Raw genomic sequence first — 20,713 nt, 5'->3', positions numbered from 1 at the left:
GTAATGGGGGCGATTTTCACAATCTGGTCGATGAAAAACTGCCGCTCCGGGCGGGGCCTACGATGCTCATGTCGCCTTTCAGCACGTTCCAGAACTGGGGCAGCTCGTCGAGCCGCACCTTGCGCATAAACCGGCCCCACTGCGTGATGCGCGGGTCGTTGTCGGAGCTCAGAGCCGGGCCCATTTTCTCGGCGTCCTGGTACATCGAGCGGAACTTGATGATGCGGAACGGGTGGCCGTTTTTGCCAATTCGCTCCTGCCGGTAAAACACCGGGCCGGGCGACGAGAGCTTCACCATCAGGGCCGTGAGGGCGTACACCCAGCTAGCCAGCAGCATGAACAATGTCGCCCCTATCACGTCGACCACCCGCTTGGACACGGCCTGCCACACCGGCAGCAGGTCCTGCTTGATTTCGATGAGCGGGGTGCCAAAAATGTGGTGCACCTTCACTGAGCCCAGCAGTATCTGGTAGAGGTCGGGCAGGATGCTCACCCGGGCGGGCGTGCCCTCGAGCAGGGCCAGAATGTCCTGAATGAGCATGTGCTCGCGGGGCTCGATGGCGATGACAATCTGCTCAATCTTGAGGGCCCGCACCAGCGCCGGCAGGCGCCGGTACGTACCCCGGGCGGGCAGGCTGGGCGGCCACTCGGGGTCCACGGAGCCATCCACGGGCGTGAAACCCACCAGCCGCAGGCCCAGGTGGCGGCCGGTGCGCGCCAATTCGTGAAAGGTACTCAAGGCCAGCGAATTGGCCCCAACCAGCAAGGTGGGAAAGGAAATGCGGCCTTTGCGAATCTGGCGCTGCACGCTGCTCACGGCCCAGGTGCGGAGAATGGCCGTGATAAAAAAGTGCAGCAGAAAGTAGGCGCTTATCGTTTGGTAGTACAGCCGGTAGTTGATAACGCCTTCGTCATCAAGCAGCAGGGCGAAGAAAATCACAATGGCCCCGAGTATTGAGACCCGGCCCAGCCGGATGATTTCGGCCAGGCGCGACTTGCGGTAGATGTCTTGGTACTCGCCAATAAGAATGTACAGCACCAGCCAAAAAATGGCAATGGCGAAGGCCGAGATGGTTAGGTCAAACAGGGCCCCTTCGTTGAAGTGGTACCCGGTCAATTCGTTGAGCAAGTACTTGCGCAACAGAAAGAAACACATCCAGGCCAAGAGGGCTGCTCCGAAATCGGCAGCGACGAGCTTAATATATTGAAAGCGGCGAATCAGCAGCAAAGCGACGGGTTGGGTAGTATTTTAGCGGCCGTGGACAAGAACCGCGCCGGGCAAAGGTAGCGGTTGCGGCTATTGCCGGAGCCAGTAGTTGGAGAAGGCCGGGCGCCGGGCCGCCCGGGCCTTATTGTATCATTTTTTAGCTCTACAGTGGCCTATACCACTTTCCAGGATACCTACCGCCACCAGGGGCAGCGCCGCGCCCTGGTGCGCGAGCTGCGCCAGCGCGGCATCCACGACGAGCGGGTGCTGGCCGCGCTGGCGGCCGTGCCGCGGCATTTGTTTTTTGAGCCGGCCTTTGAAGCCCACGCGTACCAGGACAAGGCGTTTCCCATCGGCGAGGGCCAGACCATTTCGCAGCCTTACACCGTGGCCTACCAGACCCAGCTGTTGGGCGTGCAGCCCACCGACCACGTGCTGGAAGTGGGCACCGGCTCGGGCTACCAGTGCGCCGTGCTGCTGCACCTCACGCCCCACGTCGACAGCATCGAGTTCAACGAGGTGCTGTTTTCCCGAACGCGGCATTTTCTGGCCTCGCTGGGCGCCGGCGGAGCAGCCCTGCATTGCGGCGACGGCTCGCTGGGCCTGCCCGAGCGGGCGCCCTTCGACGGCATTCTGGTGACGGCCGGGGCCCCGGGCCTGCCGCCGGCCTTGCTGCGCCAGCTGCGGGTGGGCGGCCGGCTGGTCATCCCGGTGGGCGACAGCCAGACCCAGCGCATGGTGCGCGTGACGCGCGAAGGCCCGGAGACCTTCGCACGCGAAGAATTTGAGGTGTTCCGCTTCGTGCCCCTGCTTGGGGCCAGCGGCTGGCGGCAGTAGCCCAGCCGGCTTCCAGGTTGAGCTAATTGTTGAGATGATTTTGAAAAAGCGTCGGCGGTCTGCCGGCGCTTTTTTACTACCTCAGTTTTGCCTGGAGCCGGGCCGTACCTTTGCGGGGCTGCTGCCGAAGCCCGAATTCTGGCGCAGCTCAACCTTTTTCGCTTCCCTCCTTTAGCCCATGCGCAAGCAAAAACCCGTTGCCGACTCCTTTGTCATCATGACCGGTTGGTGCTACCCAACGACACCAATACCCTCAACAACCTCATGGGAGGCCGCATGATGCACCTGATGGACATCGCGGCAGCCATCTCGGCCCAGAAGCACTCCAACCGCATTGTGGTCACGGCTTCGGTCGACAACGTGTCGTTCCGCGACAGCATCCGGCTCGGCAACGTGGTAACGCTGCAAGCCCAGGTAACGCGCGCGTTCAGCTCCAGCATGGAAGTGCACATCGACGTGTGGGCCGAAGACATTCCTAGCGGCACCAAAGTCAAAACCAACGAAGCCTTCTTCACTTTTGTGGCCGTAGACCAGGCCGGCCGCCCCATCGACGTGCCCGAGGCCCTGCCCGAAACCGAAGATGAAATCCGGCTTTACGATGGCGCCCTGCGGCGGCGGCAGCTCCGCCTCGTGCTGGCCGGCCGCATGAAGCCCGACGAAGCCCAGGAGCTGAAAGCTTTGTTTGCCATCGAATAGCGCAGGTTCACGCTTTCCCGTTACCTTCATAGCCCACTTATTATCATCGCCATGTCTGCTGAAAAGCTTGCCTTTCTGCAAAACTTCTACACGGATGTGACGCTCTACATGCTTCCCGACCCGCAGGCGCAATCGGTTTCGGAGCCCGCACCTCAACCCGCGCCGGTAGCTCAACCCGCGCCGCCAGCCCCGGTTGAGCCGCCTGCTCCGGCCCCCGCCAAGGTGGTTCGGGAAGTAGTAGTGCCATCCAGGTCCTACAGCCACCCGTCGGCGGGGCTGGAGCGGCTGGCTTCCGGCTTCAACGCGCCTGCACTGGCGCCCGTGTCCCCGGTTGAGCAAGCCCCGGCTCCCGTAGCAGCTCAGGCGCCGGTGCCTGCGCCCGCGCCGAGCGTGCCGCCCGTGATGCTCACGCCTTTCACTACCCTGGGCGACAACGCGCAGGGCGTGATACTGCTGTTCCGGTTGCCGCCGGAGCAGTTTGCCAAGCTGCACCGCAACGTGTTCCTGAACAAGATGCTGCAGGCCCTGGGCCTGGTAATGGCTGATGTGGTGCTGGTGAACGTGGAATCGCACCTGCCGGTGGCGCTCGTGAACCTGCGGCGCGAGCTGGCGGCCACGCACATCGTCGCCTTCGGCAAAAACCTGCTCGACGCCACCATTCGCAACACCCAGATTTACGAGCCCGTGCAGTTTCCCAGCCTGGGCCTCTCCTACCTGGCCTCGGCTACGGTAGACCTGGTGGAGTACGACGTGAGCCTCAAGAAACGGCTGTGGCCGGGCCTGCAGGCCATGTTTTTGGGGTAAATCCTCGATTTCTCAGAATACAAAAAAGGCCCGTCTGCTTCCAGACGGGCCTTTTTTGTATTCTGAGCTGATTCTACTTCAAAACTTCGGCGAGCTTGGCCGCCAGGGCTTCGCCGCGCAGGTTCTTGGCGATAATCCGGCCCTGCGGGTCTATTAGGTACGACTGGGGAATGGATTTTACGCCGTAGGCGGCGCCACCCACACTGTTCCAGCCCGCCAGGTCCGACACGTGGTGCCAGGTGAGGCCGTCGGCCGCAATGGCTTTTTCCCACTTGCCCTTGTCCTGGTCCAACGAGACGGAATAGATGGTGAATCCTTTGTCTTTGAACTGGTTGTAGGCGCGCACCACGTTGGGGTTTTCCTGGCGGCAGGGGCCGCACCAGCTGGCCCAGAAATCGAGCAGGACGTACTTTCCGCGCAGGCTGCTCAGGGCCAGCGTGCCACCTTCGGGCTTGGCCAGGTTGATTTCCGGGGCCATGGCGCCGGCGGCCGTGGCGCGCATGGGCTCCAGGCGGGCCGTGAGCTCCTTGGTGAAGGGCGAAGTCGGGTTGGCTTTGCGCTGCACGGCGGCTACCGAATCTACAAAGGAAAATTCCTCCTCGGGGTTGAGGAAGGCGCCTACTGCAAACCCGCCCACCACAGTGGTGGCATTGCGCCGAATCAGGGTTTTAATCTTGTTGTTGTTTTGCCCCTGAATCACATAAAACTGCTTTTCGATGGACTTCATCTCGTCGGCTTTGCCGGCCTGGCCGGCGGCGTTGTAGCGCTGGCCCAGGCCCTCGAGCTGGGTCTTGGTGCCCTGCATCACCTGCGTGAGCTGGCGCAGTACCTCGGTGTCCTTGCTGCCCTTCACGGTGTAGGTCACCGGCAGGCTTTTGGCGTCGCCGCTGATTTGCACCTTGGTTTTGTTGTCCAGCATCAGCAGCACCTGGTTGGCGTCGTCTAGCTTGAGCTGATAGATGCCCGGCGCGGCGCTGGTGCCTTTAAAGGTGAACTTGCCCGCAGCATCGGTTTTGGTCTGGCCTTTCTCCACAAACTGGTTTGCGACCAACTCCGAAAGGCGCACCACGGTACCCGCGGGCGCATTCTTCAGCTGGCCCGACACTTCGTAGCCATCGGCCGCATCGGCGTTTTGGCAGGCGTTGGCCATGGTAAGCACGGTGGCAGCCAGGAAAACAGATTTTATCATGGTGGTGGGGTGAAGCATACGCTTAAGCTTGGGCGTTGGTATAGCCAACGCAGGCTAGTAAAGTTATTGTTCCGGCGGCCACAGGGCAAGCTGAGCAGCGAAAAGCAGCCGGGCCGCAGGTATTCGATTTCCTTCTGCGGCCCGGCTGCTCGTCGCAGTTCAGCGGCTAATGCCTGAATGCGGCAAGGCCCTACCCGTCCAGCGCGGTGCGCAGCAGCTGGTTGGCCAGTTTGGGGTCGGCCTTGCCGCCGGTCAGCTTCATGAGCTCGCCCATGAACATGCCGGTGAGCGACTTTTTGCCCGCCCGGTACTCTTCCACCTTGGCAGGATTGGCGGCCAGCACCTGCTGCACCAGCGTGGCCAGCTCGCCGTTGTCGGCCTGCGTGAGCAAACCCAGGCTCTCGGCCGCGCCGGTGGCGTTGGCCGTCGGGTGCTCCAGCAGGTGCGGAAACAGCTGCTTCGATGCCACCGAATAGTTGAGCTTGCCGGCGTCAATCAGCTCAATAATGCCGGCGAGTTGGGCCACGTCGAGCGGGAAGTCGGCCATGGCCAGGGCCCGCTCGTTGAGGTAGGACTTCACCGGGCCCATCACCCAGTTGGCTGCGGCCTTGGCGTTGGGCGTGAGGCGCGACAGCTCGTCGAAGAACAGCGCCACGTCCTTCTGGTCGACCAGCACCGAGGCGTCGTAGTCGCTCAAGCCCAGCTCGCCCGTGAAGCGCGAGTAGAGCTGCTGCGGCAGGGCCGGCAGCTCGGCGGCCACGCGGTGCAGCCACTCGTCGGAGATGATGAGCGGGGGCAGGTCGGGCTCGGGAAAGTAGCGGTAGTCGTTGAGGGTTTCTTTGCTGCGCTGGCCGCTGGTGGTGCCGCTGGCCGCGTCGAAGCCGCGGGTTTCGCTGTCGACTTCCCCACCGGCCTCCACGATGGCAATCTGCCGCTCTACTTCGTAGGCGATGGCGCGCTGCACGTTGCGGAAGGAGTTCATGTTCTTGACCTCCACCTTGGTACCGAACTTTTCGGCTCCCACGCGCATCACCGAAATGTTGGCGTCGCAGCGCAGCGAGCCTTCTTCCATGTTGCCGTCGCAGATGCCCAGGTACTCCACCAGCTTCTTGATTTCGAGCAGGTAGTTGTAGGCCTCTTCGCCGGTGCGGATGTCGGGCTCGCTCACAATCTCAATCAGCGGCACGCCGGCGCGGTTCAGGTCCACGAGGGTTTCGGTTTCGCCGGCCAGGTGCATGCTTTTGCCCGCGTCTTCCTCCATGTGAATGCGGGTGACGCCGATTTTCTTAACCGTGCCGTCGGCCAGGCGCACGTCGACGTGGCCATCGTGGCAGATGGGCGTCTTGTCCTGGGTAATCTGGTAGCCCTTGGGTAGGTCGGGGTAAAAGTAATTTTTGCGCGCAAACAGGTTGTCGCGGCGAATCTGGCAGTTGGTGGCCAAACCCATTTTCATGGCAAACTCCACGGCCGTGCGGTTCACCTTGGGCAAGGTGCCGGGGTGGCCGAGGGTAATTACCGAGAGGTTGGTGTTGGGCGCTACGCCGTACTCGTTTTCGTCCGACGAGTACATTTTGCTGCGGGTCAGCAGCTGAGCGTGTACTTCGAGGCCGATGACGGGCTGGTATTTGGCAAGAATGGCTTCGTCCATATCAAAAAACGCGGGGTACTAGGTGCTATTTGGCCCTAAAGGTAACGGGTACGGCGAAGCCAGCCGGCTTTGGGCGGCTCTTCTCATTCAAACCGCCAAATTGGCTCAAGCCGGGGCTGCCGAAGGCCGTTTTGGCAGCCATTCCGCCCGAGATTGCCCTCGGCTAATAAAAACACGGACTGCTAACGGGTACGGGGCGGCAACCCACGCAAATAAGGTTCTTGCATTTGCACGCTATACGTAATGGGAACCACGAAGCGGCTGGCTACCACCTGGCCGTCGCGCCGGGCAGGCCTAAACTGCCGCTTGAGCTTCGCCACAGACTGGAGCGCGGCCCGATTTAAAATTTTCGTCATCGAGTCCACCACCTGGGCATTGGTAATGCGGCCGTCTTCGGCCAGTGCCAGTTCAACCAACACCTTAAAGTTCAAGGTCCCGGGCACCATTTTATATTTGCGGAAGCACTCGAGGCGCAGGGCGTCCAGCTCGGTCAAGCTTATGTTCACCCGGAGGCTGCGCGTTAGCTCGTCTATCAGCCCAGCGTCGCCGCCGGGGTAAAGCGGCAGCTGCTCGTAAGCAAAGTATGGGATTGGGGCGCCGTTGGGACCATAGCAGGTGCCCACGCCGCTGCGCCCGTTCACGAATTGGTCGCGCCGCTTCAGGTTGCCATCGGGGTAGTAGGTGAGCAGTTCGCCGTGGCGCTGGCCGCCCAGGTAATCTTCCTTGGTGCGCATCAAGCCGTTCTCGTACCAGGTGGTGAGCGTGCCGTGCAGCATACGCTCGCGCACGTTGGCATACGGCACGTATTGCTTGAGTGGCCCGACGGATAATACACCCGCGTCACGCCCGAAACACTGTCGCGAAACGTGGTTTCGGCGCAGTACGCGGTGGAATCCTCCGAATTAGAAGGCGTAAAATCTTCCTTGAAAAACCTGCCCACCGGGTTGGGCAAAGCCGGAGCGGAAGTCTGGGCCTGAACGGCGCAGGGCCAGGCCAGCAGCAGTCCGAAGTGCAGTACGTGTTTTTTCACCTTCAATTATGGGGTAGCATAAGTTGAGAGCAAGGTACTTTTCAGATTCTTGTTTTCAGCAGAAAATTATTTATAGCGGTCTAACAATAGCATTGCCGCGCTTCAGTAAATAACGAATCCACTGTGCGCTGCTGCCACTTCTGAGAAGCCGCCTGTGGCTGCTGTCTGCTACTGAATCCGGAATGTGATGGGAACCGTGAACGAAACCTGCACCGGTTGGCCGTCCTGCTTTCCCGGGGTGAAGGGCTTGAGCTGCTGCACGGCCCAAACTGCGGCTGTGTCGAGCGACGGAAACACGCCTTTCACCACTTTTATCTTGGCAACCTCTCCCTTGTCGGTCACCACAAAGCTGACGAAGACGCGGCCTTCCGCCCTGGCTTTGAGGGCATCCTTGGGGTATTTCACGTTCCGCATCACCGCATTGACAACGGCTCTGAAGCTGCCGTCGCCATCGGAGTAAACCGGCATTACTTCGTATTCGAAAAAAGCGGTAGGCTGGCCATTTTCCAGAAAGCACTCCCCGGTGCCGGCGTGGGCGGCGTCCATTATCTGCCGCCGCTTGAGCTGCCCGTTGGCGTAGTAGACGCGGAACTCCCCTACTTGCTGGTTGTGCGCAAACTCGCTGTGGTAGCTCAACTGGCCATTGTCGAACCACATTTCTACGGTTCCATGGGCAATCTGCTTCCGGATGTGCTCGTACGACCAGCTGCTGCGCAGCTTGCCGCTGCGCGCGTAGCTGCGCACAACGCCCCCGACACTATCGGTATAAGTCGTTTCGCGGCGTGACCAGGCCCCGATTTCTGAGGGCAACACCGCCCCAGTTGAATCTATGTACTCGGTTTTGGAGGGCGGAATTACTTGCTGCGCGGCGGCTGGCTCAACCCCCAATCCTCCCAATAAAAACCCTAAAAAGTAGCGTTTATTCATAGTTTACTTGGGTGAGATGAACGGCGCACGGCTTTGGCAACGACCATCCCTTCCACCACATCATTGGTCAGGCGGCCTTCCAGCGTGGCGGGCACAAACCTGGGCAGCTTGCTGATGGCCTGTATCAGAGCGGCCTGCAGTTCCTCAGGCGCCTCGGTCAGGATGCGGGCATCCTGGACAGTGCCGGCGGTGTCGATGCGAAAAGCATAATGCACCATTAGCTCGTCGGACTGGTGGTAGCCGGCGGGTAAATAAGCTCCGTACTGCTGCTGCACCACCTTCAAGAACCTACCCGAATAGGTGTTCTTGCCGCTAAGCTGCGCAAAAGTGTGATATGGCGGGCACTTGGCGAGCGGCAGTCCGGTCGAGTCCAGGCAGAGGGTGGTTCCTTTGGCTTTAGCCGAAAACTCGGTGCGCTGCGGCTTGCCATTGGGGTAATAGGTTCGCAGCACCTCCACCACCCGGCTTTTGTGGTAAGTGAGCTCCTCGCGCAACTGGCCAGTTTCGTACCATTCGCGGCTGGGGCCCTCCAGCTCCATGCCGGGCACCAGGCCGGTGAAGTACTGCTCCAGAATCAGCTGGCCGGTGGCCACCACGTAGCGGCGGGCCTGCCAGTTCAGGCCCGCGCTATCTACCCGTACAAACCGGTCGTAGCAATGCGCCCCGATGGGGCCGCTGCGCAGCGGCACCCAATACCGGTCGTAATACCGAACGCCGGCCCGCAGGCCCACCAGTTCGTTTACCACGCGCACCGTCAGAATCGGTCCCTGCCCGTGCGCTGCCGTGCTTGCGCCGGCCATTACTACTCCTAGCAGCCACTTTCTCATGCGATAGCCTGGCTCACAACGCCCTCCGCCTTGGCAATAGCCGCTCCAAGCCCGGCCACGTTCTTGCCGCCGGCCGTGGCGAAAACGGCTGCCCGCCGCCGCCGCCCTGGATTTCCTTGGCCAGCTCGCGCACCAGCGTGGTGGCATTGAGCTTGCCGGCTTTGGCAATGTCGTCGTCGAGCATCACCGCCAGCCAGGGCTTGCCGTCGATTTCGGCGCCGAGGATGGCGACCAGGTTGGGGACCACCTGGCGCAGGTCGTAGGCCAATTTCTTGAGGCCGTCGGCGCTGCTGGCCTGTACTTGGGCTGCCAGAAAGTTCACGCCGTTCAGGTCTTTGACCTGGGCGGCCAGCTGGTCTTTCTGCTGGTTCAGGCTTTGCTGCTCAAACTGCTCCAGCTGTTTGCGCAGGGTGGCGGTTTCTTCGCTCAGCTTCTCGATGCTGGTGATGAGGTGCTGGGGGTTGCCCAAGGTTTCGCGCACTTGAGCCAAAAGGTCGAGCCTGATTGTCTATGTAGGCCTCGGCGCCGACGCCAGTTACGGCTTCGAGGCGGCGCACGCCGGCACCCACGGCACTTTCCGCCGTGATTTTGAAGTAGCCGATGCTACCGGTATTGGGCACGTGCAGGCCGCCGCACAGCTCCACCGAGTATTCCTTGTCGAAGGTGATGACGCGCACAAACTCGCCGTACTTCTCGCCAAACAGGGCCATGGCGCCCAGGTTCTTGGCCTCGGCAATAGGCACGTTGCGGCGCTCGTCGAGTGGGATTTGCTGGCGAATCCGCTCGTTGACCATGTGCTCGATTTCGCGCATCTGGTCGTCGGTCACTTTGGTAAAGTGCGAGAAGTCGAAACGCAGTAATTTCTCGTTCACCAGCGAGCCTTTCTGCTGCACATGGCTGCCCAGCACTTCGCGCAGGGCGGCTTGCAGCAAGTGCGTGGCCGAGTGGTTTTGGCGAATCTGGTTGCGCCGGGCCACGTCGGGCATGGCCAGGAAGTCAGCGGTCAGGTCCTCGGGCAGCTCCAGCAGCGTGTGCACGATGAGGTCGTTTTCGCGCTTGGTGTCAATCACCCGCACTTTCGACAGGGGCGAATCCAGGTAGCCGGTGTCGCCTACCTGGCCGCCGCTTTCGGCATAGAACGCGGTTTGGTCGAGCACGACCTGGTATTCGGTTTTGCCCTTGGCGGTGGTTTTGCGGTAGCGCAGGATGTGCGCCGGCGCCTCGTCGAGGTCGTAGCCCACGAAGGCGGGCTGCTCGTCTGAATCGGAGACGATGGTCCAGTCCGACTGCTCGGTTTCCTGGGCGTTGCGGCTGCGGTTTTTCTGTTGGGCCAGCTCCTTTTGGAAACCTTCCTCGTCCACGCTCAGGCCTTTTTCGCGAGCGATGAGGGCCGTGAGGTCCAGCGGGAAGCCGAAGGTGTCGGACAGCTCAAAGGCGGTTTTGCCGTCGATGAGGTTGCCGTTGGCACGGGCCGTTTCTTCGAGGGCGTCGAGGCGGCGCAGGCCGGTTTCCAGGGTTTTCAGGAAGGCAATTTCCTCTTCCTCAATCACGCGCTGCACGAAAGCCGTCTGGGCTTTCAACTCAGGGAAGATGTTGCGCATCTGGTCGGCCAGCACGGGCACCAGCTTGAAGAGGAAAGGCTGCTTTTGGTTGAGCGACGAAAACGCGTAGCGCACGGCTCGGCGCAAAATGCGGCGGATAACGTAGCCAGCTTTCACGTTGCTGGGCAGCTGGCCGTCGGCGATGGTGAAGGCGATGGTCCGGATGTGGTCGGCAATGACCCGGATGGCGATGTCGGTTTTCTCGTTTTCGGTGGTCGGCTGGTCAGTTACCTTGGCGGGCGCGGTGCCGTGGTATTCCAGCCCAACTTCCTTGGCGATGAACTGAATGAGCGGCTGAAACACGTCGGTGTCGTAGTTCGACTTCACGCCCGATACGGCCATCATCAGGCGCTCGAAGCCCATGCCGGTGTCCACGTGTTGGGCCGGCAGCTTCACCAGGCTCTTGTCGGCCAGACGCTGAAACTCCATGAATACGTTGTTCCAGACCTCCACTACCTGGGGGTGGTCGGCGTTCACCAGGCTCGCGTCCGGATTTGGCGGCCCGCTCCTCGTTGGAACGCAGGTCGATGTGAATTTCGGTGCAGGGGCCGCAGGGGCCGGTGTCGCCCATTTCCCAGAAGTTGTCCTTCTTGTTGCCGGGGAGAATGCGGTCGTCGGTGGTGTACTGGCGCCAGAGGCCCTGAGTCTCGGTGTCGGCTGCCAGCTTGTCGCCCTGGTCGCCCTCGAAATAGGTGACGTAAAGCCGGTCCTTGTCGAGCTTATATACTTCGGTGAGCAGCTCCCAGGCCCAAGCAATGGCGTCCTTCTTGAAATAATCGCCAAACGACCAGTTGCCGAGCATCTCGAACATGGTGTGGTGGTAGGTGTCGTAGCCTACTTCTTCCAGGTCGTTGTGCTTGCCGCTCACGCGCAGGCACTTTTGGGTATCGGCAATGCGCTTGTAGGGCGCCGGCTTGTTGCCCAGAAAGTAGTCTTTGAAGGGAGCCATGCCGCTGTTGATGAACAGCAGCGTGGGGTCGTCCTTCACCACAATCGGTGCCGAGGGCACAATGTGGTGGCCTTTGGAAGCGAAGAAATCGAGGAATTGCTGGCGGACGTGCGAAGCGGTGGGGAGCGACATAATAAGCAGGGGAAAAGCCAGCCCGCACCGGCAGAATTTGATGAACTTTCACGGGGCTAGCTCAGCAAAGGTAACAATTGCCTCTCCTGCCCTGGTATCGCCAATGCGCCTAACTTGCGGCATCTTGCACAGAGGCAACAATTGTCGCTTCATAAACAAGCATATTTGCTATAATTCGCTATTCTCAGTGTCATTACGCTTTCCCCTATTTCGCTGCTCGCCTTGGCTTAGCCTGCTGTTGCTGCTGAGCCTGAGCAGCGCGGCGGCCCCCGCCCCACCGCGCAAGGCCCGGTTGGGCAAAGTCCTCGGCGCTGATATTTCCTTTTTGCCGCAGGCTCGAAGCCCGGGGCATGAAGTTTTCGGACAAAGGCGTGCAGAAGGACGCCATCCAGATTCTGAAAGAGCACCATTTCAACTACATCCGGCTTCGGATATTTAACAATCCAGCGGCCGACAGCGGCTACTCCCCCGGCAAGGGCTTTTGCGATTTGGCCCACACCCTGGCCATGGCCAAGCGCGTGAAGCAAGCCAAAATGAAGCTGCTGCTCGACTTCCACTACTCCGACACCTGGGCCGACCCACAAAAGCAGTTCAAGCCCGAAGCCTGGAAAAACCTGAGCGGCGCGGCCTTGGAAAAAGCGGTGCACGACTACACCGCCGACGTGCTGAAGGCCCTGGCAGCCCAAGGCACCCCGCCCGACATGGTGCAGATAGGCAACGAAATCAGCCACGGCATGCTGTGGCCCGATGGCAACGTGCAGCTGGCCGACAGCCTCACTCGGTTCGACACCCTGGCCAAGCTGGCCGAAGCCGGTGCCAGCGCCGTGCGCGAAACGACGCCCAAAGCCCTGGTGATGATGCACATCGCGCTGGGTGGCCAAAACCGGCACTCCACGCTGTGGCTTGACCGCATGATTGCCCGCAAGGTGCAGTTCGACGTCATCGGCCAGTCGTACTATCCCAAGTGGCACGGCACCATTGCTGACCTGAAATTCAACCTCACCGACCTGGCCAAGCGCTACCCGCAGGACATTGTGCTGGTGGAATATTCCGAGCGCAAGCGCGAAGTCAACGACATCGCCTTCAACCTGCCGGGCGGCAAAGGCAAAGGCAGTTTCATCTGGGAGCCGCTCAACACCTGGGAATCTATTTTCGATAAACAGGGCCAGGCCAACGACCTGTTGTTAATTTACGACGAAATCAGCCGCAAATACCGGGTTAAGTAACCCCCGCGCCGCACCCCACAGCCATGCCCTACAAAGAGCGCAGCATCGAAAAACAATATTTCACCATCGGCGAAGTGGCCGCCCAATTCAAGGTGGCCGAGTCGCTGGTGCGCTTCTGGGAAACCGAATTCGATGAGCTGCGCCCCGCCGCAGCAAGAAAGGCAACCGCCTTTACACACCCCAGGACATCGAGGTATTCCGCACCATCTACCACCTGGTGAAGGAGCGCGGCTACACCATACCCGGCGCCCGCGACATGCTCAAACAAAAGGGCCCGCAGCTCAAGGAAAAGATTGACGTGGTGCAGTCGCTTGAGAAAGTCCGCTCCTTCTTGCTGCTACTTCGCAAAGAAGTGGAAGCTGCTGGTAAGGCGGAGCCGGAGTAACCTCACCCCCCGGCCCCCTCTCCAAAAAGAGGGGAGCCTGACGAAAGCAGGCAAGCATCTTAACTAAAATCACCTCCTACCGTCGTCTGGCTCCCCCTCTTTTTTGGAGAGGGGGCCGGGGGTGAGGTCTACCGATGAACGACGAAACCCTTTTCCACGAACTCGCCCTCACCCTGCTGCCAGGCATTGGCCCGCAGCTTACGCGGCAGCTGATGAGCTACGGCGGCGCGGCCAAAACCGTGCTAACCATGCCGCCCGGCAAGCTGCGGCGCATTCCCGGCGTGGGCGATGCCACGGTCAAAATCATCACCGGCCCCGAGCGAGAAAGCGCCCTGCGCAAAGCCGAGGCTGGCATCAAGAAGGCGGAAAAAGACGGGGTCGAAATCCTGTTTTACACCAGCAAGCGCTTTCCCAGCCGGCTCAAGCTGATTCCCGACGCGCCCGCCATCCTGTATTACCAGGGCACCGCCGACCTCAACGCGCCCAAAACCGTGGCGCTGGTGGGCACCCGCAAAGCCACCGAATACGGCCGTGAGCAAACCGAGCGCATCATTCAGGGCCTGCTGCCGCACCGGCCGCTGGTGGTGAGCGGCCTAGCCTACGGCATCGACATCATGGCCCACCGCGCGGCCCTGCAGGAAGGCCTGGAAACCGTGGGCGTGATGGCCACCGGCCTCGACATCATCTACCCCGCCGCGCACCGTAAAACCGCCGAGAAAATGCGCGAGCAAGGCGGCCTGCTCACCGAATTTGCGTTTGGCACACAGCCCGACCGCTACAATTTCCCGGCCCGCAACCGCATCATCGCCGGCCTTTCCGATGGCACGGTAGTCGTGGAAGCCGCCATCAAAGGTGGAGCGCTGATAACCGCCGAACTGGCCCTGAGCTACGACCGCGACGTACTAGCCGTGCCCGGCAACCTTGGCTCAGCCGCATCAGAAGGCTGCAACGCGCTTATCAAAAACCACAAAGCCGCTCTGTATTCTGAACCGCTAGACCTGGAGCAGTTGCTCAATTGGGATGCGGCCCTGCACCAATCCGGCAAGTTCAAGCCGGCTCCCTCCTATTCGCCTGACGATTTTTCTGCCGAGGAATTCGCGCTGATAACGGTGCTGGCCGCCGCCAACGGCCGCGAGGAACAAATGGACGAACTGGCCTGGAAAGCCCAACTGCCCATCCATAGCGTAGCCTCGCTCCTACTGGGGCTTGAGTTTCGGGGCGTGGTGCGGGCACTGCCAGGCAAGAAATTCCTGCTCATTTAACCCCGGAGGTCAGTAGCCCAGCAACTATGCATTTACTGTATAATGGAGCATTGCAGGACTCCGAAGCCTTCGGCCTCAAGCTGCCCAACCGCGGACTGGCTTTTGGTGATGGGTTTTTCGAAACGCTGATTTTCACCGAAAACCGCCTCCGCTTGGCTACCGACCATTGCCAACGCATGCAGCAAGCCGCCGCCGCCCTTTACCTCAAGCTCCCTGAGCGGCTGGCTACACCCGAGGCGCTGGAAAGCAACTTGGCCAATTTAGCCACGGGCAACCGCCTGCCTACCGCCCGCCTGCGCCTGCAGCTCTGGCGCGCTGGTGGCGGCCGCTACACCCCACCCACCGAAGCCACCGAATGGCTGGCCACCGCCGAGCCTTTTGGGGCCGATAATTCTCCAATAGCAAAAGCCGACTTTGCACGGGAGACGCATGCCATTCACTCTCCGCTGAGCTTTTGCAAGGGACCGCAAGCATGGCTTTACGTGCGGGCTGCGCACGAGCGCCAGCAGCGCAGGCTCGATGAAATCATCCTTTGCGACGCGGCCGGACACGTGGCGGAAGCGGGCGCGGCTGCTATTTTCTGGGTGAAAAACGGGGTGCTGTTTACACCTTCTCTAGAGAGTGGCTGCGTAGCCGGCGTTCGGCGTGCGCACGTGTTGCGGGCCGCTCAAGCGAAGGGCGTTGATTGTCGGCAAGGTCTTTTTTTAGCTCAAGATTTACTTGCCGCTGACGCAGCTTTCACAGCTAATGTGGCGGCCATTCGCCCGATTCATCAAATTGGCCAAACAGCCTTTCATCAGGACAGTTTGCCATCCTTTTTAGCGCAAGGTTTCGCGAAGTGAAAATTAAGTCTCGCAAGGTTAGGACTTTGCGAGACTTAATTTTCACTTCGCGAAACCTTGCGCTACACTGCAACCGGCGCTTTAATCGCCGGCCACGGCTCGTAATTTTCCAGCTTGAAGTCCTCGTACTGAAACCCGAAAATATCCGTCACTTCGGGGTTAATCCGCATCTGGGGCAGCGCATGGGGCTCGCGGGTCAGCTGCAGTGGGCTTGCTCCAGGTGGTTGCTGTAGAGGTGGGTGTCGCCGCCAGTCCAAATGAATTCGCCGGGCTGCAGGCCGGTTACTTGAGCTACCATGAGGGTGAGCAGCGCGTAGGAGGCAATATTGAAGGGCACTCCCAGAAAAACATCTGCCGAGCGCTGGTACAGTTGGCACGACAGCTTGCCATCGGCCACGTAGAACTGAAACAGCGCGTGGCAGGGCTGGAGCTTCATCTCGGGCAGTTCGGCCACGTTCCAGGCCGAGACGATGATGCGGCGCGAGTCGGGCTGGGTATTGAGCCTGCTGGATTATCTGGCTGATTTGGTCGATGTGGCCGCCGTGGCCATCGGGCCAGGAACGCCACTGGTGGCCATACACGGGGCCCAGGCTCGCCGTTTTCATCGGCCCACTCGTCCCAGATTTTCACGCCGTGCTCCTTGAGATAGGCAATGTTGGTGTCGCCCTTCAAAAACCACAGCAGCTCATGGATGATACTTTTCAGGTGCACCTTTTTGGTGGTGACCAGCGGGAAGCCATCCGCCAAATTGAATCGCATTTGTGGCCCGAAGATGGAAATCGTCCCCGTGCCCGTGCGGTCGGTTTTCACGGTGCCGGTGCTGAGGATTTGACGGAGAAGGGCTTGGTACTGGCGCATAACTTTTGAGCAAAATCAGAATCCTCAAAAATAGAGAAAGCCGCCCGGTTAGGAGCGGCTTTCTCTATTTTTGAGTAGTGAGTTATTATTCGACAGCAGAAGTCACTTGCTTGGTTTCATGCTTTTGCACGGCAGTACGAATCCGAGATGCCATACCGTACAGGTCATCCAGTGAAATAATATCCACCCGTTCTCCGCCCTCTACATCAAACAAGGTGACGTACTTCTTGCTACCATTGAAATGGAGCCGGCAAATTGGTTTGCGGTTATTATCATCAAGCAGAATACCGCAGTAGGATTGCACATCACGCATAACCACCCGATTGACCGGTACCGTTTTGCGCAAAATAGCCCTTACAATCATGAAGCCTTCCGTTTCTTCAACGGTGGTTTGAATGTCTTTCGCTTCAGGCTCAGCTTGAGTTGCTGGCTGCTCTGGCATTGGTGCAGCCGGGACCTCATTCACCAATGGTCCTTGCCCGCTAGTATCAATCATAGCCGACCGCAGGCGCATGGCTATTTTATCGTTCAGGAACTGGTGAAAAGAGCGGTGCACCAGCAAACTAAACTGCTCCTTCAGTTTTGGAGTCAGCACGCCTTCATACACTTGCTTGGATACGAAGTTGATAAACTCAGTTGATGGCTGGGTGAACTGTTCGTCAAAGTATTTCTTAAAAGCCCGCATATACTTAAGGTTATATGCAGCAAACAGCATGTCGTCGATGTTAAAAGCGGCTTTGCTGAGCTTTTTTATTTCGGAGACATCGTTTTCGCTAAAGCTGGATAGGTCAAACTCCAAAAATGGCCGTTCGTCCATCTTGTTTGGTTGCTCCAGGTCAGTGAAAAGTCGGTAAATAAGTCCATTGGTAAGAATGGCTATCCGAGCTTCTGTGACGTGGAAGTAGCGAAACAATTGGCTGGCGTGATTAATATTCAAATCAGCACCAACATGCTTGCACTCAAGAAGAATAATTGGCTTGCCGTCACGCATGATGGCGTAGTCAATCTTCTCGCCCTTCTTAGTACCTATGTCACAAATATATTCTGGCACTACTTCCGTAGGGTCGAATACGTTGTAGCCTAAAGCATTGATGAATGGCATCACCAAGGCCGTTTTAGTGGCTTCTTCCGTTTGAATGTGAACAATCTGTTTTTGCGCTCGCGACGCCAGATTAGACAATTGGTCAATTAGCTCCATACAGTTTGGGGTGGGTAGAATGCTTGTTAAACATGGAAAACGCATGTAATATAAAAGCCCGGCTCCATAATAGAGTCGGGCTTTTATATTAAAATATCTATTTAACTTTTTAACAGGCTTACAGCGACTTGGTGGTAGGCGCTGCAACCGGCTTCACCGCAGCGGTTTTGCCTGCTTTCATGCAGCAGGAGCCGCCGGCCATGCTGCCCTTCATGTCTTTGGTGCAAGTGGCTTTCATTTCGGTGGTACAGGCGGCCTTCTTGCCTTTTTTGCTGGGCTTGTCGTGGCCGTCGTGAGCGAAAGCGGTGGTACCGGCAAATGCGAACAGGGCGAGGGCGAGCAGAGTATTTTTCATGGGAGTAAGGTTGAGGTGAGGGGAAACAAAAGTTGAAAAAGCGGGGTTTTCTGCCTCCAAGATACGCACTTGACGACCGGAATATTGTGTCGTTGCGTATCAATTTCTCCTTAGTTTTTCACTTTTTGCCGCTAGTCCGGCGCCTGCTTCGGCGGCGTTGCCGAGGGCGGCCAACCGATGTCCCTTCGCCGATACGCACACCTGACCCTGCTGGCGCTGGGCCTGCTCACGCTCCTGAGCGTGTTTTCCGTGGCCCAGCTGCGGTTCAACTACAATTTCAACGACTTCTACCCCGCCGGCGACCCCGACCTGGACTACTACCAAGGCTACACCCAGCGCTTCGGCAACGACAACGACTACCTGCTCCTAGGCGTGGAAGCGCCCGCCGGCAAAACCGTGTTCGACCCCGGGTTCCTCACCCAAATCGACTCGCTTACGCAGCTGGCGCGGCGGCAGCGCCACGTCCTCCAAGTCACCTCGCCCTCCACCCTGGCCAATACCGTGGTGGAGGGCCTGGGCCTGTTCAGCCTGCCCTACCTGCACCCGCGCGAGCCCGCCCGCCGCGCCGACGACTCCACGCTGATTTACCGCACGCCCGGCCTCGTGGGCAACGTATTTAGTCCCGATGCCCGGGCCGTGGCGCTGGTGCTCCAAATCACCCCCGATTTGGAAAAACCGCCCGGCGACTCCCTGTTTGCGGCCCTGCACGGGGGCATCGCGCGCCTGGGTTTGCCCGATGAGCGGGTGCATTTCGCGGGCAAGCTGGTGGCTCAATCCGTGTTTGTCGACCGCCTGAAGTGGGAGCTGGTAGTGTTCATGTCGCTGTCGGTGCTGCTCGTCACGGGGCTGCTCTGGCTCACGTTCCGCACGTGGTGGGGCGTAGTATTGCCGCTGATAGTGGTGCTGGGCGCCATCTTGTGGGGCCTGGGCGTAATGTCGGCCTTTGGCGTGAGCATCGATTTGATGACGGCCCTGCTGCCGCTCATGCTGTTTGTGGTGGGCATGTCCGATACCATCCACATCATCAGCCGCTACGTGAGCGAGTTGGGCTACGGCGCCAGCAAAAAGACGCCCTGCGGGTCACCATCAAGGAGTCGGGGTTTGGGTCGGGCTTGTCGGCGCTCACCACCAGCCTGGGCTTCTTCACGCTGATGACCAGCACCATCCGGCCCATCCACAACTTCGGGCTGTTTACGGGCGTCGCAGTTATTCTGGCCTTCATCCTCAGCTTCACGCTGCTACCGGCCATGCTGGTGCTACTGGGTAAGCCGCAGCTGCGGGAGCCGCGCCGCCAGGGCCACAGGCTGGGACGGCGTGCTGGGCCGCATGTTCCGCACGGTGCTGCTGCGCCGTCGCCTGATATTCACGGTGAGCGGGCTCGTGCTGGCCACGGCCATTGGGCTCTCTACGCGGGTGCGCATCAACTCTTCGCTGCTCGACGACCTTTCCAAAAGCGACCCTGTGCGGCAGGACTTCGCCTTTTTGAGCGGCAGTTTGCTGGCGTGCGCCCCTTCGAAATGGAGCTGAAACCGGCGCCCGGCCGCGACATCTACGACCTGGCCGTGCTGCAGGAAACCGAGCGCATCGAAGGCTACCTCCGGGACACCTACGGCCTGCGCTTTGCCGCCTCGCCGGTCACGCTGGTGAAGTCCGTGCGCAAGGCCCTGAACGGCGGCGGGCTCGCCGAATACCGCCTGCCCACCGACACAACTGAGCTCAAACGCCTGCGCAGCAAGCTCAAGCTATTCCGCAAAAAGGCTGAATTCAGCGCCCTGGCCCTGCCCGATGGCTCGGCCGGCCGCCTCACCGGCCGCATGGCCGACGTGGGCAGCATCCGCGCCGATGCCCTGAACGACGCGCTGCGCCGCCACCTGCGCGCCACCGTCGACAGCACCGTGCTGCGCACCCGCCTCACCGGCTCCTCCAACCTCATCGACAAAAACAACGAAAACCTCACCCTGAACATGATTCAGGGCATGGCCATCGATGTGCTCATGGTCACGCTCATCGTGCTGGCCCTGTTCAAGTCGCTGCGCATGACCCTCGTGGTTCTCATCCCCAACCTGCTGCCCATCATCATTGTGGCCGGGGTAATGGGCCTGGCCGGGGTGAGCATGAAGGTGAGCACCAGCATTATTTTCACCATCGCCTTCGGCATTGCGGTTGATGACACCATTCACTTTATCTCCAAGCTGCGGCTCACTTTGGGCCACGAGCCTGACATTTTCAAGGCGGTGCGGCGCACGTACCTACTGGCGGGCAAGGCGGTTATCACGACTTCGCTTATCCTGGTGGGCGGCTTCTCGACCCTTCTTTTTCTAAATTCGACGGCACCTTTTATGTGGGGCTGCTGATTGGGCTGACGCTGCTGTTCGGCGTGGTAGCCGAGCTGACGCTGCTGCCCCTGCTTATACTGTATTTCTACAAGCGGCCGGCCCCTGTGGCCGAAACGGGCCAGCTAACGAAAGTGGGCAAACCGGCGGGGCGCTAGTTTATACTCGTCGCGAAATGAGCTGGGAAAAGAAGTCGGATGTAGAAACGCAACATATTGCGTCTCGTCGTTGAACGAAATCGCCTAACGGTCCTGACGAAGGCCGTTCAACGGCGAGACGCAAAATGTTGCGTCTCTACATCGTGCTCGCAGGCCACTTCCCGATGAGTATAGCTGGCCCGACTCCCCTAACTTGGTGGCTCAATTTCCGGCGTAGGGCGGCTTCCTGCTGCCCCGCGCCGCTACCCA

16 protein-coding genes and 5 pseudogenes are annotated in these 20,713 nt (G+C 59.8%); 11 read left to right on the top strand and 10 right to left on the bottom strand.

The features are described 5' to 3' along the window. Positions 1–16: 16 nt before the first annotated feature. On the bottom strand, positions 17–1,156 hold the full coding sequence (locus ACFQT0_RS16590; RefSeq protein WP_380204344.1) for a sugar transferase: 1,140 nt from the start codon (positions 1,154–1,156) through the stop codon (positions 17–19). Between the two features lie 219 nt (positions 1,157–1,375). Between ACFQT0_RS16590 and ACFQT0_RS16585 the strand changes: the two genes are divergently transcribed. The 3 genes and pseudogenes from ACFQT0_RS16585 to ACFQT0_RS16575 all read left to right on the top strand — a co-directional run bounded on the left by ACFQT0_RS16585 (position 1,376) and on the right by ACFQT0_RS16575 (position 3,544). Then, a complete protein-coding gene (locus ACFQT0_RS16585) occupies positions 1,376–2,044 on the top strand; it encodes a protein-L-isoaspartate(D-aspartate) O-methyltransferase (RefSeq protein WP_380204343.1) in 669 nt (222 codons plus the stop codon). A gap of 178 nt (positions 2,045–2,222) precedes the next feature. Then, positions 2,223–2,740 (top strand): annotated as a pseudogene (locus tag ACFQT0_RS16580) (acyl-CoA thioesterase). Between the two features lie 51 nt (positions 2,741–2,791). Continuing rightward, positions 2,792–3,544 (top strand): hypothetical protein, encoded by a 753-nt coding sequence (locus ACFQT0_RS16575; RefSeq protein WP_380204342.1) that lies wholly within the window; start codon positions 2,792–2,794, stop codon positions 3,542–3,544. Positions 3,545–3,617: 73 nt separating this feature from the next. Here ACFQT0_RS16575 and ACFQT0_RS16570 read toward each other — a convergent pair whose 3' ends face one another. The 6 genes and pseudogenes from ACFQT0_RS16570 to alaS form a co-directional block, all read right to left on the bottom strand. Beyond that, on the bottom strand, positions 3,618–4,751 hold the full coding sequence (locus tag ACFQT0_RS16570; protein ID WP_380204341.1) for a redoxin domain-containing protein: 1,134 nt from the start codon (positions 4,749–4,751) through the stop codon (positions 3,618–3,620). Positions 4,752–4,923: 172 nt separating this feature from the next. Then, positions 4,924–6,381, bottom strand: coding sequence for an Asp-tRNA(Asn)/Glu-tRNA(Gln) amidotransferase subunit GatB (gene gatB / locus ACFQT0_RS16565; protein WP_380204340.1), 1,458 nt, complete (start codon positions 6,379–6,381; stop codon positions 4,924–4,926). Positions 6,382–6,563: 182 nt separating this feature from the next. Next, positions 6,564–7,184: a TonB family protein gene (locus ACFQT0_RS16560; protein ID WP_380204339.1), complete on the bottom strand. Its 621-nt coding sequence runs from the start codon at positions 7,182–7,184 to the stop codon at positions 6,564–6,566. Positions 7,185–7,579: 395 nt separating this feature from the next. Further along, a complete protein-coding gene (locus tag ACFQT0_RS16555) occupies positions 7,580–8,338 on the bottom strand; it encodes a TonB family protein (RefSeq protein WP_380204338.1) in 759 nt (252 codons plus the stop codon). Then, complete coding sequence (locus ACFQT0_RS16550) at positions 8,335–9,138, bottom strand: hypothetical protein (protein WP_380204337.1); 804 nt, start codon at positions 9,136–9,138, stop codon at positions 8,335–8,337. The genes ACFQT0_RS16555 and ACFQT0_RS16550 overlap by 4 nt, the downstream gene beginning before the upstream one ends. Positions 9,139–9,161: 23 nt before the next feature. Then, positions 9,162–11,847, bottom strand: a pseudogene (alaS, locus tag ACFQT0_RS16545) (alanine--tRNA ligase). Positions 11,848–12,158: 311 nt separating this feature from the next. On the opposite strand from alaS, the gene ACFQT0_RS16540 reads away from it, so the two are divergent. The 5 genes and pseudogenes from ACFQT0_RS16540 (at position 12,159) to ACFQT0_RS16520 (ending at position 15,562) form a co-directional block, all read left to right on the top strand. Then, the gene (locus ACFQT0_RS16540; RefSeq protein ID WP_380206054.1) at positions 12,159–13,073 is read left to right on the top strand and encodes a glycoside hydrolase family 53 protein; all 915 of its coding nucleotides are present in this window, start codon (positions 12,159–12,161) and stop codon (positions 13,071–13,073) included. 23 nt (positions 13,074–13,096) lie between these two features. Further along, a pseudogene (locus ACFQT0_RS16535) lies at positions 13,097–13,281 on the top strand (MerR family transcriptional regulator); the annotation flags it as partial. 9 nt (positions 13,282–13,290) lie between these two features. Then, positions 13,291–13,458, top strand: a complete 168-nt coding sequence (locus ACFQT0_RS16530) for a hypothetical protein (RefSeq protein WP_380206173.1) — start codon at positions 13,291–13,293, stop codon at positions 13,456–13,458. Positions 13,459–13,592: 134 nt separating this feature from the next. Beyond that, a complete protein-coding gene (gene dprA, locus ACFQT0_RS16525) occupies positions 13,593–14,720 on the top strand; it encodes a DNA-processing protein DprA (RefSeq protein WP_380204336.1) in 1,128 nt (375 codons plus the stop codon). Between the two features lie 26 nt (positions 14,721–14,746). Beyond that, complete coding sequence (locus ACFQT0_RS16520; protein WP_380204335.1) at positions 14,747–15,562, top strand: aminotransferase class IV; 816 nt, start codon at positions 14,747–14,749, stop codon at positions 15,560–15,562. 62 nt (positions 15,563–15,624) lie between these two features. On the opposite strand, the pseudogene ACFQT0_RS16515 reads toward ACFQT0_RS16520, so the two are convergent. The 3 genes and pseudogenes from ACFQT0_RS16515 to ACFQT0_RS16505 all read right to left on the bottom strand — a co-directional run bounded on the left by ACFQT0_RS16515 (position 15,625) and on the right by ACFQT0_RS16505 (position 17,973). Next, positions 15,625–16,420: pseudogene (locus ACFQT0_RS16515) on the bottom strand (thymidylate synthase). 85 nt (positions 16,421–16,505) lie between these two features. Then, positions 16,506–17,618 (bottom strand): type I restriction endonuclease, encoded by a 1,113-nt coding sequence (locus ACFQT0_RS16510; RefSeq protein WP_380204334.1) that lies wholly within the window; start codon positions 17,616–17,618, stop codon positions 16,506–16,508. A 118-nt stretch (positions 17,619–17,736) separates the two neighbouring features. Continuing rightward, complete coding sequence (locus ACFQT0_RS16505; protein ID WP_380204333.1) at positions 17,737–17,973, bottom strand: hypothetical protein; 237 nt, start codon at positions 17,971–17,973, stop codon at positions 17,737–17,739. Between the two features lie 177 nt (positions 17,974–18,150). On the opposite strand from ACFQT0_RS16505, the pseudogene ACFQT0_RS16500 reads away from it, so the two are divergent. The 3 genes and pseudogenes from ACFQT0_RS16500 to ACFQT0_RS16490 form a co-directional block, all read left to right on the top strand. After that, positions 18,151–19,217, top strand: a pseudogene (locus tag ACFQT0_RS16500) (efflux RND transporter permease subunit); the annotation flags it as partial. A 3-nt stretch (positions 19,218–19,220) separates the two neighbouring features. Continuing rightward, a complete protein-coding gene (locus tag ACFQT0_RS16495; protein WP_380206053.1) occupies positions 19,221–20,327 on the top strand; it encodes an MMPL family transporter in 1,107 nt (368 codons plus the stop codon). After that, positions 20,315–20,464, top strand: a complete 150-nt coding sequence (locus tag ACFQT0_RS16490; RefSeq protein ID WP_380204332.1) for a hypothetical protein — start codon at positions 20,315–20,317, stop codon at positions 20,462–20,464. The genes ACFQT0_RS16495 and ACFQT0_RS16490 overlap by 13 nt, the downstream gene beginning before the upstream one ends. The last annotated feature ends 249 nt before the right edge of the window (positions 20,465–20,713 follow it).

It is taken from the genome of Hymenobacter humi (assembly GCF_042665855.1).
GTDB classification, from domain to species: Bacteria; Bacteroidota; Bacteroidia; order Cytophagales; family Hymenobacteraceae; genus Hymenobacter; species Hymenobacter humi.
The sequence above is the reverse complement of the archived record's forward strand: the minus strand, read 5'-3'. Positions and strand labels throughout refer to the sequence as shown.

Coding starts and splice junctions, on each gene's coding strand:
- ACFQT0_RS16590 (WP_380204344.1), bottom strand. CDS start 1,156: ATGTGTTTCTTTCTGTTGCGCAAGTACTTGCTCAACGAATTGACCGGG.
- ACFQT0_RS16575 (WP_380204342.1), top strand. CDS start 2,792: ATGTCTGCTGAAAAGCTTGCCTTTCTGCAAAACTTCTACACGGATGTG.
- ACFQT0_RS16570 (WP_380204341.1), bottom strand. CDS start 4,751: ATGCTTCACCCCACCACCATGATAAAATCTGTTTTCCTGGCTGCCACC.
- gatB (WP_380204340.1), bottom strand. CDS start 6,381: ATGGACGAAGCCATTCTTGCCAAATACCAGCCCGTCATCGGCCTCGAA.
- ACFQT0_RS16555 (WP_380204338.1), bottom strand. CDS start 8,338: ATGAATAAACGCTACTTTTTAGGGTTTTTATTGGGAGGATTGGGGGTT.
- ACFQT0_RS16550 (WP_380204337.1), bottom strand. CDS start 9,138: ATGGCCGGCGCAAGCACGGCAGCGCACGGGCAGGGACCGATTCTGACG.
- dprA (WP_380204336.1), top strand. CDS start 13,593: ATGAACGACGAAACCCTTTTCCACGAACTCGCCCTCACCCTGCTGCCA.
- ACFQT0_RS16520 (WP_380204335.1), top strand. CDS start 14,747: ATGCATTTACTGTATAATGGAGCATTGCAGGACTCCGAAGCCTTCGGC.
- ACFQT0_RS16510 (WP_380204334.1), bottom strand. CDS start 17,618: ATGGAGCTAATTGACCAATTGTCTAATCTGGCGTCGCGAGCGCAAAAA.
- ACFQT0_RS16505 (WP_380204333.1), bottom strand. CDS start 17,973: ATGAAAAATACTCTGCTCGCCCTCGCCCTGTTCGCATTTGCCGGTACC.
- ACFQT0_RS16495 (WP_380206053.1), top strand. CDS start 19,221: ATGCTGGTGCTACTGGGTAAGCCGCAGCTGCGGGAGCCGCGCCGCCAG.